Source organism: Kribbella aluminosa, assembly GCF_017876295.1.
In the GTDB taxonomy this organism is placed as follows: Bacteria; Actinomycetota; Actinomycetes; order Propionibacteriales; family Kribbellaceae; genus Kribbella; species Kribbella aluminosa.
In genome coordinates this window covers 4,117,095-4,130,713 of sequence record NZ_JAGINT010000001.1, presented here as the reverse complement: position 1 = coordinate 4,130,713, position 13,619 = coordinate 4,117,095, and the positions used below count along the sequence as shown (strand labels likewise).

General features: G+C 68.8%; 13 protein-coding genes. 10 read left to right on the top strand and 3 right to left on the bottom strand.

What is annotated here, in order from left to right:
* Positions 1-3 precede the first annotated feature (3 nt).
* Positions 4-1,125, top strand: a complete 1,122-nt coding sequence (locus JOF29_RS19780; protein WP_209695635.1) for an alkaline phosphatase family protein — start codon at positions 4-6, stop codon at positions 1,123-1,125.
* Here JOF29_RS19780 and JOF29_RS19775 read toward each other — a convergent pair.
* Positions 1,122-2,765 carry a S8 family peptidase gene (locus tag JOF29_RS19775; RefSeq protein ID WP_307863478.1) on the bottom strand — a complete coding sequence of 548 codons (1,644 nt, stop codon included), beginning with the start codon at positions 2,763-2,765 and terminating at the stop codon, positions 1,122-1,124. The two genes, JOF29_RS19780 and JOF29_RS19775, sit on opposite strands and share 4 nt — an antisense overlap.
* A gap of 97 nt (positions 2,766-2,862) precedes the next feature.
* On the opposite strand from JOF29_RS19775, the gene JOF29_RS19770 reads away from it, so the two are divergent.
* From JOF29_RS19770 to JOF29_RS19760, 3 genes are all read left to right on the top strand, one after another.
* A complete protein-coding gene (locus tag JOF29_RS19770; protein ID WP_209695634.1) occupies positions 2,863-3,516 on the top strand; it encodes a thymidine kinase in 654 nt (217 codons plus the stop codon).
* Complete coding sequence (locus JOF29_RS19765) at positions 3,513-4,370, top strand: sulfurtransferase (RefSeq protein WP_209695633.1); 858 nt, start codon at positions 3,513-3,515, stop codon at positions 4,368-4,370. Before JOF29_RS19770 ends, JOF29_RS19765 begins: the two co-directional genes overlap by 4 nt.
* Before the next feature lie 397 nt (positions 4,371-4,767).
* The gene (locus JOF29_RS19760) at positions 4,768-5,823 is read left to right on the top strand and encodes a glycoside hydrolase family 183 protein (protein ID WP_209695632.1); all 1,056 of its coding nucleotides are present in this window, start codon (positions 4,768-4,770) and stop codon (positions 5,821-5,823) included.
* Here the strand turns inward: JOF29_RS19760 and JOF29_RS19755 are convergent.
* Positions 5,820-6,296, bottom strand: coding sequence for a GNAT family N-acetyltransferase (locus tag JOF29_RS19755; protein WP_209695631.1), 477 nt, complete (start codon positions 6,294-6,296; stop codon positions 5,820-5,822). The two genes, JOF29_RS19760 and JOF29_RS19755, sit on opposite strands and share 4 nt — an antisense overlap.
* A gap of 40 nt (positions 6,297-6,336) precedes the next feature.
* The gene (locus JOF29_RS19750) at positions 6,337-6,708 is read right to left on the bottom strand and encodes a VOC family protein (RefSeq protein ID WP_209695630.1); all 372 of its coding nucleotides are present in this window, start codon (positions 6,706-6,708) and stop codon (positions 6,337-6,339) included.
* Positions 6,709-6,926: 218 nt separating this feature from the next.
* Between JOF29_RS19750 and JOF29_RS19745 the strand changes: the two genes are divergently transcribed.
* From JOF29_RS19745 to JOF29_RS19720, 6 genes are all read left to right on the top strand, one after another.
* Entirely contained in the window at positions 6,927-8,327 is a 1,401-nt protein-coding gene (locus JOF29_RS19745) for an ABC transporter substrate-binding protein (RefSeq protein ID WP_209695629.1), read from the top strand.
* A gap of 55 nt (positions 8,328-8,382) precedes the next feature.
* Entirely contained in the window at positions 8,383-9,258 is an 876-nt protein-coding gene (locus tag JOF29_RS19740) for a carbohydrate ABC transporter permease (protein ID WP_245357677.1), read from the top strand.
* On the top strand, positions 9,255-10,148 hold the full coding sequence (locus tag JOF29_RS19735; RefSeq protein ID WP_209695627.1) for a carbohydrate ABC transporter permease: 894 nt from the start codon (positions 9,255-9,257) through the stop codon (positions 10,146-10,148). Before JOF29_RS19740 ends, JOF29_RS19735 begins: the two co-directional genes overlap by 4 nt.
* A complete protein-coding gene (locus JOF29_RS19730; RefSeq protein WP_307863477.1) occupies positions 10,145-11,038 on the top strand; it encodes an NAD-dependent epimerase/dehydratase family protein in 894 nt (297 codons plus the stop codon). Before JOF29_RS19735 ends, JOF29_RS19730 begins: the two co-directional genes overlap by 4 nt.
* Complete coding sequence (locus JOF29_RS19725) at positions 11,039-12,292, top strand: enolase C-terminal domain-like protein (protein ID WP_209695626.1); 1,254 nt, start codon at positions 11,039-11,041, stop codon at positions 12,290-12,292.
* Positions 12,293-12,358: 66 nt separating this feature from the next.
* Positions 12,359-13,618, top strand: a complete 1,260-nt coding sequence (locus JOF29_RS19720; protein ID WP_209695625.1) for an ROK family transcriptional regulator — start codon at positions 12,359-12,361, stop codon at positions 13,616-13,618.
* Position 13,619 lies beyond the last annotated feature (1 nt).

Genomic DNA, 13,619 nt, shown 5'->3' with positions numbered 1-13,619 from the left:
GCCGTGATCGACCCGGTTTCCCCGCAGTACGGCGGTGGTGCCCTCGCCGACGTGCTGCCGTCGGTGGCCGGCGCGCTGTCGGTGCCGGGGGAGACCAACGTCCTGGACCTGCCGCCCGCGTCGCGGTACGCCGTGCTGCTCTTCGACGGCCTCGGGTGGAACCTGCTGCAGCGGTACGCCGACGCTGCGCCGTACCTGTCCTCGCTCGCGGGGCGCAGTCTGACCGCGGGGGTGCCGTCGACGACCGCGGTGAGCCTGACCAGCCTCGGCACGGGACTGCCGCCAGGTGCGCACGGCATCGTCGGCTACACGTCGATCGTTCCGGAGACCGGTGCGCTGCTCAACGCGTTGCAGTGGGATGCACCGGTGGATCCGCGGCGGTGGCAGCCGCACGGGACCGTGTTCGACCGGGTGATGGCGGCGGGTGTTGCCACGCGCAATGTGAGCAAGGTGCGGTTCGAGAAGTCAGGTCTGACGGCTGCGGCGTTCCGGGGGAGTATGCATCGCGGTGCGGACACCATCGAGGACCGGCTGGACGCGACCCGGTTCGCGAGCCGGGAAGGTCAGTCGTCGCTGGTGTACGTGTACGACTCGCAGCTCGACTACATCGGCCACCAGCAAGGCTGCGACTCGGCACAGTGGCAGAAGGAGCTCGCCGCCGCCGACATGTTCGCGCAGCAGGTGCGCTCCGCGCTGCCGCGGGACGCCGTACTGATCGTGGTCGCTGACCACGGGATGATCGACGTCGCCCCCGAGAACCGGGTCGACCTCGACGAGGAGCCCGCGCTGACCGAGGGCGTCAGCCTGATCGGCGGCGAGTCCCGTTTTCGTCATCTGTACTGCGTGCCGGGCGCGGAGGCCGACGTACTGGCCACGTACCGCGCACGGGTCGGCGACAAGGCGCTGGTGCTGACCCGCGCGGAGGCGATCGCTCGCGGCTGGTTCGGTCCGACGGTCGAGGACCGGGTCTCGCCGCGGCTCGGTGACGTGATCGTCGCGGCACTCGGCCCGCTCGCGCTGGTCGCCAGCCGTCGGCACGCACAGGAGGCCGGGCTGATCGGCCTGCACGGATCCCTCACGCCGGACGAGATGGAGATCCCGCTGCTGGTCGACGCCGGGTACTAGAAACTCCAGACGTCCCAGAAGAAGCTCGTCGTCGCGGTCTTCGCCTCGCCGTCGCGCGCAGTGACGGTCACCTTGTAGCGGCCGGAACCCGGTGCGAGTACGCCGATGATCCAGCCCATGGTCTTGTCGATGCTGAGGCCCGGCGGCAGACCGACGGCGGTGTAGGTGATCTCTCCGGTGCCGCCGGTGCCTTCGATCTGGAGCGGGAACGCCGGGATCCCGCCGACGCCGAGCTGCTCGGACGGCTGGGCGACCGAGAGCGCGCCCCGCGGCTGCGCGGCCGCGGCACCGACCGCCTCGGCTGCGTCGACCAGACCCTCGCCGTAGAACGAGTTGTTCGCGGTCGACCCGGTGCATTGCCCCGTGGAGCCGGCCGGGCACGCGAGGTCGTTGGCCTGCTGCGCGAGCTCGGCCCGCACCTGCGCGGCCGTGAGCTTGGGGTTCACACTGCGGAGCAGGGCCGCGACACCGGCGACGTGCGGCGACGCCATCGACGTACCTTCGAGGATCTTGTAGCCGCCGCCGGGGACAGTCGAGTAGACGGCCTGACCGGGCGCGGCGAGGTTGATCTTGTTGTCGCCGTAGTTCGAGAACGGGGACTTCAGGCTGGTCGGGTCGACGGACGCGACCACGACGACGTTCGGCAGCTCGGTCGGCAGGCTGATGCAGTCGTTGGTGACCGGCCGGACGGTCACGGTCGAGTCGTCCGGGCTGGTGTTGTCGTCGGTCTTGTTCGCCAGGTCGTAGTTCTCGTTGCCGGCGGCTGCCACGTTCACGACGCCCTTGGTGTCCGAGTAGGCGACCGCCCGCCGTACCGCCTCGGCGATCGCGTCCTGGTCCTTGTCGCTCGGGCAGTTGAACAGCCACGGGTCGACGTAGTAGCTGTTGTTCGTCACCGAGACGCCTTTGTCGGCGGCGTACATGAACGCGCACACCGTGTTCTCCGGGAAGAACAGCTGGCTGCCCGGTTCCGCGATCCGGATCGACGACACCCGGACGCCCGGTGCGACGCCGATCATCCCGATGCCGTTCTTCGCGGCCGCGATCGTGCCCGCGACATGCGTACCGTGCTCGCCGACCGGTCGCCAGGCGCCGGGACGGGCGTCGACCTTGCCGTACGCGCAGGACGCCGACTTGCCCGCGTCGAAGTTCGCCTTCAGGTCCGGGTGCTGGTCGTCGACGCCGGTGTCGAGGACGCCGACCGTGATGTTCTTGGACCCCAGGTTCTTCGTCCAGGCCCGATCCGCGCCGATCTGTGCCATGTCCGCGCGGTCGGACTCCGCCTGCGTGGTCGCGACCTCCGGCACCTGCTGCGGGATCGCCGGGTTGCCGACCTCCGCCGGCAGGTCCGTGGTCCGGGTCGCGCCGGCCTTCTGTACGCCGTCGACGCCGCGCAGCTTGTCCGCGAAATCGGCCGCCGTCGAGTGCACCACGATCACCCCGATCGCGTCGTACGCCGCATACACCGCGCCGCCGTTCTGCGTGATCGCACCCGTGACCCTGGCGGTCTGGTTCGGCGCGGTGATCACGAAGTACGCCCGCAGCCCGGCCTCGGCTCGAGCCGGCGCCGCGGCAGCCGGCTGAACTGCGGAGACGGCCAGCAGGCAGACCGCGAGGACGAGAAGCAGGGGTTTGCGCACGATTCATTCAAACGGACCCAGGGCCCAGAACCCAACCCACCCCTCCGACACACCCCGGAGTGCGGAACGGTCCGTTGACTTGGCAGGATGTTCGCCCGTGGCTGAGCTCCTGTACTTCACCGGAACCATGGACTGCGGCAAGTCGACGTTGGCGCTGCAGATGGACCACAACCACAAGGCGCGCGGCCGCCTCGGCCGGATCTTCACCAGCCGCGACCGGGCCGGGGACTCGGTGCTCTCGTCCCGGCTCGGGCTGTCCGCGGACGCGGTCGAGGTCCGTGACGAGTTCGACTTCTGGGACTACGTGGTCGGCGAGCTGACGCACGGCGGGCGGATCGACTACGCGGTCTGCGACGAGGCCCAGTTCTACAGCCCGCTGCAGATCGAGCAGCTGGCGCGGCTGGTCGACGAGTTGCAGATCGACGTGTTCTGCTTCGGGATCCTGACCGACTTCCGGGCCACACTGTTCCCCGGGTCGGCGCGGCTCGTGGAGCTCGCGGACCGGATGGAACTGCTGCAGGTCGAGGCGTTGTGCTGGTGCGGCGAGCGGGCCACGCACAACGCCCGTACGATCAGTGGGGAGATGGTGACCGAAGGCGAACAGTTGGTGGTGGGCGACATGGAGACGCGGGACCACGAGGTCGCGTACGAGGTCCTCTGCCGCCGGCACCACCGCCGCCGCCTCACCCAGGCGCGCGCCCGCGCCACGCTGTCACCCGAGGTCCTGCCGTTCGGAGGAGCTGCATCGTGAGCCCGTTGATCACCGTCGAGGAACTGCGCGCGCTGGGGACTGCTCCGGTGCTCGCTGATGTGACATGGAACCTCGCGGGCCCGCCCGGCAAGGAGGCGTACGACGCGGGCCATCTGCCCGGTGCGTACTTCGTCGACCTCGACACCGAGCTGGCCGGCCCACCCGGCCCCGGCCGCCACCCGTTGCCCGACGCAACCACCGTGACAGCCATCTTCCACCGCCTCGGCATCACCTCCGCCGACACCCCCGTGGTCGTCTACGACGCCGCCACCTCCATGTCGGCCGCCCGAGCCTGGTGGACCTTCCGGTACTTCGGCCTCACCAACGTCCGAGTCCTCAACGGCGGCCAAGCCGCCTGGCAAGCCGCCGGCGAAAAGCTGACAACCGAGGTCCCACCCGCGTCCGCGGGGACGGGTTCCGCCGGCGCGGCTGGTGGGGCGGTGCCTGTCGGCTTTGTTGCCACGCCGGGTCATCTGCCTGTGTTGGATGCGGAGGGCGCTGCGGCTGCGGTTGGCAGGGGGATCTTGCTGGATGCGCGGGCTCCGGAGCGGTATGCGGGGGAGGTGGAGCCGATGGACCCGGTCGCTGGGCACATCCCGGGTGCCGTGAACGCGCCCACCGGGGCGAACGTCAACGAGAGCGGGCACTTCCTGCCGCCCGCCGAGCTGCGCGCGCGTTTCTCCGCGCTGGGTGTTACCGACGGTACCGAGGTGGCTGTGTACTGCGGCTCCGGTGTGACGGCTGCACACGAGGCGCTGGCCCTGGAGTCGGCGGGGATACCAGCGACCGTCTACATCGGCAGCTGGTCCGAATGGGTGACCAACCCGACCCGCCCGGTCGCCACCGGCAGCTAAGTACGGCGACGCCCTCGGCGTGGACGCTGCGCCCGCCACCCCGCCGCTGACCTCCGAGCCGCGGTTGGGGAGGGTTTCTGCCCGAATCGGCACACAATCCTCCCCAGGTCCCGGGTCGCGGCAACTGCCCAGGGTCGGTCGGTCGCCGGGCCGCGGTGACCTGCCAGACCCGCACATCAGTCGCATGAGCCCATTTCAGGGGTTAACCCGTCAAACGGACCGTTCGCCCCCTGCATGCGAGGGGTGAACGGGCCAGTTCGACGGTTAACCGCTGAAATCGGGCCCGGCCGGCGCTGGTGGGGTTTGAGGGTTGACTTCCGGTGTGGGGGTGCGGGATGGTGTGGCAGAAATCGATTTCCCATCAGTCCGCCCCCGTTGATGCTGGGAGTCACCAGAGATGATGAAGCGATCCACGTTCCTCAAGGCCGCGGTCGGTGCCGGCGTGCTGGCCGCCGTACCGGGCCGAGCGTTCGGCAGTACCCAGGCAGTCCTCACCAACAAGGTGGCGGACCTGACCGGGCCGGGGTTGACCGACCGGTTCCGGATGGCCGCGACCGATCTCGGGATTCCGGCGCGGACGCCGGACGGGCGGTTGCTGTTCATGTTCGGCGACACGTTCGAAGAAGCGCGGGTCGGCGGCGGCTGGTGGCGTTCGCCGGTCGCCCTCTGGTCGACGACGTCGGACCTGAACGGCGGCGTGAAGTGGTCCGGCGCGGTCGGCGGTGACGCGGCGCAGCAGCTGTGGGACTACCCGCACGACAACCCGACGTTCTCGACCGTGCTGCCGTCCGACGTGATCACGATCGGCGGGTCGATGTACCTGCACGCGATGGTGAACAAGGGCCTCGGGAACGTCGTGTGGACGGAGATCTGGCGCTCCGACGACTCCGGCGCCAGCTGGTACCACACCGGCGCGAAGTTCGACCCGAACATCGACGGCGGGATGTTCCAGCTGCTGACCTGGGGCCTCGGGAACGACGGGTACGTGTACGTCTACTCGACCGGTTTCCAGCGCAACAAGCCGATCATCCTGAAGCGTGTCCGCCAGGAACAGATCGCGAACCCGGGAGCCTACGAGCCCTGGGGCTACCGCGACGGCGGGTGGGCGTGGGGCAACCCGGCGACGCCGATCCTCGACGGGAGCTTCGGCGAGATGAGCCTCCGGCCGCTGGGTGGGAAGTGGGTGCTGACCTGGTTCGACGCCGGCGACTACCGGATCGACGGGATGATTATGGACACGCCGACCTCGAACCTCTACACGGCGTACCGGCAGACCCTGATCTACGGCGGCGCGTGGGGGTCCGAGGACGACAACCACGTGGCGCAGCTGTACGGCGGGTACGTGATCCCGGGCTCGACGCTGTCGGACATGCACCTGTCGGTCAGCCAGTGGAACACCGACGCGGGCTGGCCGTACCGCGTGATGCAGTTCCGCGTCCGCGGCTTCGGCTAGAGCCCGAGCACCATGGTGTCCGACGTACCGACGACTCCGGTCTTCCGGAACCCCAGCGATTCGTAGAGCTTCCGGGCCGGGTTGTCGGGGTCGACGCTGAGTGACAGGCGCGGGTACGACAGGGCGCGCGCCTGAGCGATCAGTTCGGTCAGGGCGGCGCGGGCGACTCCACGGCGGCGGAAGCTGGGGGAGACACCGAGGGTGAGCTCGGGTACGTCGTCGGCGACGTACCCGTAACCGGGACGGTCGACGGTGAGCAGCCGGGCCCACGTGGCGCCGGCGGGGGAGCCGTCGACCTCCGCGATCACCCCGAAGTCGGTGTTCCGCGGCCAGTCGGCGAGGTAGCGCCACGCGTGGTCGTCGGCGCGGGCCTTCGCCTCGTCGTACCAGGGAGTCCCGTCCCAGTTGCAGGCCTCGAGCAGCATGTCGGTCAGGAACGGGAGGTCGACGGCGGTCGCCGGGCGCAGGTGCATGACCCCATCCTGCTGCCCGGCGACCACCACCTCCAGCGGATTACGCCGGGCCGGCGAGCCCGATCAGGTTGCCCTCGGGGTCGGTGAACTGGGCGACGACGAGCTGCCCGGGAGCGCCGTCCGGGCCGAACACGCGGCGCCCGCCGAGTGACTCCGCCTGGCTGAGCGCGGCCCCGACATCCTCGACGCCGACGTAGAACAGCACCTTGGGCCGCAGTGACGGGCCACCCCCGACACCGCCGTTGATCCCGGCGATCGAGTCGGGGACGAATCCGTACGCGCCCGGCTCGGACACCTCCGCGGAGCTGGTGTCACCGAGCTCGAACGTCCATCCGAACAGCTTCCCGTAGTACTCCTGCAACTGGCCGGGAGCGGTCCCGATGATCTCGAAGTGCACGACTGGGTTCGGCATGATCTCTCCTTCGTGGTCGGTCACCCGGTACGTCGGAGGCCGGTGGCCGAGTTGCACACAATTCCGGGGTGAACTTCGGCGGCCCGTTGCGAAAGCGTTACCGCAAGCAAGTGAGACGAGGTCTTGAGTTAGTAACACGCTTGGTTTAACTTACTCGGGACCTGGCCGGTGTGTGGCTCAGAGCACATCGGCGGCATCCGGAAACCTGAGGAGTTCCGATGACGTTTGCGAGCAGGTGGGGCCGGTTTGGGACTGCCCTCGGAGTGGCGGGGCTGTTGCTGGCGGCGGGCTGTGCGAAGGGCACCCCCGACGCGTCCGGCAGCGGCGGTAGTGGTGGCAGTGGTGGCATCGACGAGAAGGCGCCGGTCACGATCATGATCGGGGATCGCCCCACCCCGGACAAGCCGAACGATCTGAAGGCCTTCAACCAGAAGGTCACGGACTTCATGGCGAAGTACCCGAACGTCACGGTGAAGTCGACCGAGACCAGCTGGCAGGCGCAGACCTTCCAGGCGCAGGTCGCGGGCGGCACGCTGCCGACGGTGATGAACATCAGCTTCACCGAGCCGGCCAACATGATCCCGAACAAGCAGCTGCCGGACATCACCGACGAGCTGAAGCTGGTCGACCTGACCAAGGACCTGAACCCGAACGTCCTGAAGATCGTCCAGGACGACAAGGGCCGGATCTACGGCGTACCGGTCGACGTGTTCTCGGTGGGCCTGGCCTACAACCGGAACCTGTTCAAGCAGGCCGGCCTGGACCCGGACAAGCCGCCGGCGACCTGGGACGAGGTCCGGCAGTACGCCAAGCAGATCGCGGACAAGACCGGCAAGGCCGGCTACGCGCAGCTGACCACCAACAACACCGGTGGCTGGATGCTGACCACGATGACGTACAGCATGGGCGGCAGCATCGAGAGCCAGGACGGCAAGAAGAGCACGTTCAACGACGCGCCGACCAAGAAGGCGCTGCAGCTGCTCAAGGACATGCGCTGGACCGACAACTCGATGGGCAGCCGGTTCCTGTACAACCAGGAGGAGGTCCGCCAGGACTTCGCAGCCGGCAAGATCGGCATGGTGCTGCAGGCGCCGGACGCGTACGACATGAGCGTGAAGCAGTTCGGCATGAAGCCCGCCGACTTCGGCGAGGGCGCGCTGCCGCAGGACGGCGGCCCGCACGGCACGCTGACCGGCGGCTCGCTGAAGATGATCAGCCCGAAGGCGACCAAGAACGAGGTCGTCGCGGCGCTGAAGTGGATCAAGTTCGACCAGTTCGACAAGTACACGAACGAGACCTCCGCGGTCGCGGACGCGAAGAACTCGATCGCGGACAAGGGCTTCGTCGGCCGGCCCGGGATCAGCCCGCTCAGCCAGGCGACGTACGACCAGTACAACAAGTGGCGTGAGCCGTACGTGAACGTCCCGGTGAAGCAGTTCCAGGGCTACATCGACTCGACCACCTCGCTGAAGCTGCTGCCGGAGCCGTCGAACAAGGGCCAGGAGGTCTATTCGCTGCTCGACCCGGTGGTCCAGCAGGTGCTGACGAAGAAGGATGTGGACATCGACAAGCTGGTCAGCGATGCCGCCTCGAAGATCGACGCGCGTCTGGCGCGGTAGCCCGATGTTCCAGCTACGTACGCCCAAGCAGAGCCGGAGCAGTACCAGGTCGGTCATGACCTGGTACCGCTCCGGCGGGCTGAGCGCGATCTTCTTCGCCCTGCCCCTGGTACTGATCTTCCTGTACTTCTCCTGGGGACCGATCGTCCGCGGCCTGGTCCTGAGTTTCCAGAAGAACAACCTCGTCCAGGCACCCGAGTGGGTCGGCTGGTCGAACTTCAGCTACGTGCTGACCGACCCGCAGCTCCCGCAAGCTGCACTGAACACCCTGTACTTCGCGGCCCTGGCGCTGGTCTTCGGTTTCCCCGTGCCGTTGTTCCTCGCCGTCTTCGTCAGCGAGCTGCGCAAGGCGGGCTGGCTGTACAACGTGCTCTCGTACCTGCCGGCCGTCGTACCACCGGTGGCCGCGATCCTGCTGTGGACGTTCTTCTACGACCCGAGCGGTGCAGGTGTGTTCAACGCGATCCTCGGCTGGTTCGGGATCGGGCCGTTCGCCTGGCTGAACTCGCCGACCCTGGCGATGCCGGCGATCGTACTGGAGGCGACCTGGGCCGGTGCCGGTGCGACGTCGATCATCTACCTGGCGGCGCTGACCGGTGTCCGCACCGAGCTGTACGAGGCCGCCGAACTGGACGGCGCCGGGATCTGGAGCCGGGTCTGGCACGTCACGCTGCCGCAGATCCGCGGCATCATCCTGATCATGATGCTGCTGCAGCTGATCGGGACGTTCCAGGTGTTCACCGAGCCGTTCCTGTTCACCGGCGGCGGCCCGGACAACGCGACCACCACGGTGCTGCTGCTGATCTACCGGTACGCGTTCATCAACGGTGACTTCGGGGCGGCGACCGCGCTGAGCGTGCTGCTCGCCCTGGTGCTGTGTGTGCTGTCGGCCGTCTACCACTTCGTCACTCGCCGCTGGAGTACCTCATGAACGGTGACACTTCTTGGGAACGCGGAATCATCTCGACCGCCGACCGGCAGCGCGGTGCGGTCCGGTACGGGCTGCCGGTGATCCAGGTACTGATCTTCATCGCTGTCGCGGTCGCCGGCGTCGGTCCGCTGCTCTGGCTGCTGAAGTCCGGCGTCTCGACCAGCCAGGACATCCTCAGCGGCCCGATGCAGCTGTGGCCGTCGGGGATCCAGCTGAAGAACATCCCGGACGCCTGGAACCGGGTGCAGGTCGGCGCGTACCTCGGCAACACCGCGTTCATCGCCATCGGCTCGATGGTCTCGACGCTGTTCGTCTGTACGACGGGTGCGTTCGTGCTGAGCGTCCTGCGCCCGAAGTGGGGCCCGGTCGTCACCGGCGCGGTCCTCGCGACGCTGTTCCTGCCCGGCGTGATCTCGCTGGTACCGCTGTACATGACCGTGCTGGACATGCCGCTGCTGCACGTCAGCCTGCAGAACACGTTCTGGGCCGTCTGGCTGCCGCAGGCCGCGGGCGCGTTCAACATCCTGGTGATGAAGCGGTACTTCGACTCGATCCCGCGGGAGCTGATCGAGGCGGCCCGGATCGACGGGGCGAGCAACCTGCGGCTGTTCACGGCGCTGATCCTGCCGCTGTCGAAGCCGATCGTCGGGGTCGTCGCGCTGCTGACCGTGATCGGTTCGTGGAAGGATTACCTCTGGCCGCTGCTGGTGCTGCCGGATCCGCGCCTGCAGCCGATCTCGGTCGCGCTGCCGCGGGTGCAGAAGACCACAGAGATCTCGCTGCAGATGAGCGCACTGTTCCTCGCGGTTCTGATACCTGTGGTGCTGTTCTTGTTGTTCCAGAAGCAGTTCCTGCGCGGCGTCGGAATGTCCGGAGGCATCAAAGAGTGAGTGAACTGAACGGCCGGCGGGTGCTGGTCACGGGGGCAGCCGGCCGGATCGGGCTGGTCACGGTCGAGCACCTGAACGCCCTGGGTGCGAAGGTGACCGCCCTGTCGAACGTGCCGCATCCGGACCTGAAGGCGGACCGGGTGCTGATCGGCGACACCCGGTCCGAGGCGGATGTGGCGCGGGCCCTGGAGGGTGCGGAGTACGTCGTCCACCTGGCCGCGCTGCCGCACCCGTCGGCCGGCACGCCGTACGACGTCTACTCGATCAACGTGGTGTCGACGTTCAACGTGCTCGCGCAGGCGGGTGCGTCGGGGATCGGCCGGGCGGTGATCGCGAGCAGCATCAACGCCACCGGCGTGCCGTTCAACCCGCACGAGATCCGGCCGGCGTACTTCCCGTGGGACGAGAAGGCGCCGAGCGACGTCGGCGACTGGTACTCGCTGTCGAAGCAGAACGACGAGAACACCGCGCGGATGGCGTGGCGGCGGTGGGGGATCGACGTGGTCGCCTTCCGGTTCCCGCACGTGAACTCGGCCGACGCCCTCGAGCGGATGGCCGGGCACGTCAAGGAGAATCCGGTCAGCGGCCTGCGGGAGGCGTGGACGTACCTCGACACCCGCGACGCGGCGTACGTCGTCGAGCTCGGACTGACCGCGCCGCTGTCCGGGGCGCACACGTTCTTCGTTGCCGCCGGCACCAGTAGTGCGCCGTACGCGACCGAGGACCTGCTGGACGCGTACGCCCCCGACGTACCGCGGCTGCGGCGGTTCGTCGGGCGTGAGGTGCCGATGGACCTGACCGCAGTACGCACGATGCTGGGCTTCCAGGCCCGGCACGAACTGGACCTACCGACTTTGCCCCTTCCCCTCCCCCTTTCCCTGGAGCTTTGAATGCCCTCGAACTTCGACCAGCCGTGGCCGGTCCGCGACGACCTCCGGATCCGTGAGGTGAAGGCGATCGTCACGGCGCCGCAAGGTATCCCGCTGGTGGTCGTGAAGATCGAAACCACCGAGCCGGGCCTGTACGGGCTGGGCTGTGCCACGTTCACGCAGCGCTGGAAGGCGGTGCAGACGTTCGTCGACGAGCACCTCGCGCGGCTGCTCGTCGGCCGCTACCCGGGCGACATCGGCGACCTCACGCGACTCGCGTCGTACTCCGGCTACTGGCGTGGCGGACCCGTCACCAACAACTCGATCTCCGGGATCGACCAGGCGCTCTGGGACATCGCCGGCAAGCGCGCCGGGATGCCGGTGTACGAACTGCTCGGCGGCAAGGTGCGCGCGGCCGCGGACACCTACATCCACGCCAGCGGTCAGACGATCGAGGACACCCTCGACCACGCCCAGAAGCTGATCGCGCAGGGCTGGCGGCACATCCGGCTGCAGATGTCCACGCCGGGCGGCGGCGGGTACGGCGCTCCGCGGGTGCCGACGCTCTACCCGGATTCGCCGTACCACAACGGCTGGTCGGCGCGGGACTACCTGCGGACGACGCCGGAGCTGTTCGCCGAGGCCCGGCACGCGCTGCCGGACAACATCGAGCTGCTGCACGACGTCCACTCGCGGCTGACGCCGAAGGAAGCGGTGCTGCTGGCGCGTTCGCTCGAGCCGTACCGGTTGTTCTTCCTCGAGGACGTGCTGGCGCCGGAGCTGTGGGACCGGCTGCCCGAGGTGCGCGCCGCCTCGCCGGTTCCGCTGGCCGTCGGCGAGCTGACGACGTCGTTCGGTGACGCGGTCCGGCTGATCCGGGACGGCGGTGTCGACTTCATTCGATCGCATGTCTCGGACATCGGCGGTCTGACCCCGGCTCGCAAGCTGGCCGATCTGGCCGAGATCTCGGGCGTACGGACGGCCTGGCACGGGCCTGGGGACACCTCGCCGGTCGGAGCCGCGGCAAACGTCGCGCTCGACGTCACTTCTGTTGCCTTCGGCATCCAGGAGGGCCACATCTACGACGAGGCGGTGCACGAGGTGTTCCCCGGCACGCTGCGGATCGAGGACGGCTGGCTGCGGCCGAACGACGCGCCCGGCTGGGGTATCGACGTCGACCTGGAGGCAGCGGCCCGGTACCCGGCCGAGCTGTCCGGTCACGACGAGTGGGCGGCCGGCGTACGGCGGATCGACGGAGCCCTGGAAGCACCGTAAGCACCGTAGGCACCGTAGTTCGGCAGTACGATCACGGCCAGGCAGCGACGAGACGGGGAGGCGGAGATGAGCGATTCCTTCGAAGGGCTGGTGCGGCGCGCGGGCGCGAACCAGTACGACCTGGGCTCGTTCAACGAGGCCGTGATCATCGAGACGATCCGGCTGGCCGGCATCATCAGCCGGACCGAGATCTCCCGCCGTACCGGTCTCACCCAGCAGTCGGTGTCGCGGATCCTGCGCATCCTGCTCCAGCAGGGCCTGCTGGTGGAGGAGGCGCAGGAGCGCGCGGAACGGCTCGGCAAGCCGCGTACGCCGGTGCGGCTGCGCTCGAACGCTGCGCACGCGGTCGGGATCCACGTCGATCCCGAACTGCTCACCGTCGCGGTCGTCGACCTGGACGGGAAGATCGTCCGCCGGGAGACCGTCGACCTGGCGGAGGATCTGGAGGCCGGGCAGCTGGTGGATCTGACCGCGGCGACGGTGACCGCGGCGTTGAGCATCAGCCAGGTGGACCTGGACTCGATGCTCGGCGTCGGTGTCGCGGTCCCGGGGCCGATCGACGCGGACGGGTCGCTGCTGGCGCTTCCGTTGCAGCCGGCCTGGCGCGGGCTGAAGATCCGGCAGTTGCTGCAGGAGCGCTTGAACCACCCGGTGCTGGTGGAGAAGGACGGTACGGCGGCGGCGATCGGCGAGCGCTGGATCGGAAGGTCGGCGCGGGCGCGGGACTTCGCGTACCTGTACCTCGGCACCGGCGTCGGGAGCGGGCTGTTCCTGAACGGGGCGATCTATCGCGGCGGTACGTCGAACGCGGGGGAGTTCGGGCAGGTCGCGGCGTTGCGGGTGGGGGAGTGGGACGGCGAGAACGGGCCGCGGCTGGTCCGCGAATGCAACCCGACGGCGTCGCTTCCGGTGATCGCGGCGGAGTACGGGTACGTCGAGACGGATCCGGCCGCGACCGACGAGGCCACGCGGTACAAGGCGGTCTGTCACGCGGCTGCCGCCGGCAACGAGGCGGCGGTCAAGGCGGTGCGGCAGGTGGCGCGGGTGATCGGGCAGGGTGCCGTCGGGCTCGTCGACCTGCTGGACATCGATCTGCTGGTGCTCGGCGGGCCGGCGTTCGGGAAGGAGATCTCGGAGATCTTCCTGGCCGAGATCGGGCGGGCGGTGAACGCGCATCCGCTGGCGCGGGAGACCCGTCAGGTCGGGGTCGAGGAGTCGATGCTGCAGAAGGACGCGGCCGCGGTCGGGGCGGCGTCGACGATCTTCCACGACGCGTTCACCCCTCGGGTGTCGGGATCGAGTCAGGCACGGAGGCTGCCCAAGTGAT

What these genes read in the sequence shown, in the direction of transcription:
- JOF29_RS19725 (WP_209695626.1), top strand. Translation starts at nt 11,039, where the DNA reads ATGCCCTCGAACTTCGACCAGCCGTGGCCGGTCCGCGACGACCTCCGG.
- JOF29_RS19760 (WP_209695632.1), top strand. Translation starts at nt 4,768, where the DNA reads ATGATGAAGCGATCCACGTTCCTCAAGGCCGCGGTCGGTGCCGGCGTG.
- JOF29_RS19755 (WP_209695631.1), bottom strand. Translation starts at nt 6,296, where the DNA reads ATGCACCTGCGCCCGGCGACCGCCGTCGACCTCCCGTTCCTGACCGAC.
- JOF29_RS19720 (WP_209695625.1), top strand. Translation starts at nt 12,359, where the DNA reads ATGAGCGATTCCTTCGAAGGGCTGGTGCGGCGCGCGGGCGCGAACCAG.
- JOF29_RS19740 (WP_245357677.1), top strand. Translation starts at nt 8,383, where the DNA reads ATGACCTGGTACCGCTCCGGCGGGCTGAGCGCGATCTTCTTCGCCCTG.
- JOF29_RS19750 (WP_209695630.1), bottom strand. Translation starts at nt 6,708, where the DNA reads ATGCCGAACCCAGTCGTGCACTTCGAGATCATCGGGACCGCTCCCGGC.
- JOF29_RS19745 (WP_209695629.1), top strand. Translation starts at nt 6,927, where the DNA reads ATGACGTTTGCGAGCAGGTGGGGCCGGTTTGGGACTGCCCTCGGAGTG.
- JOF29_RS19735 (WP_209695627.1), top strand. Translation starts at nt 9,255, where the DNA reads ATGAACGGTGACACTTCTTGGGAACGCGGAATCATCTCGACCGCCGAC.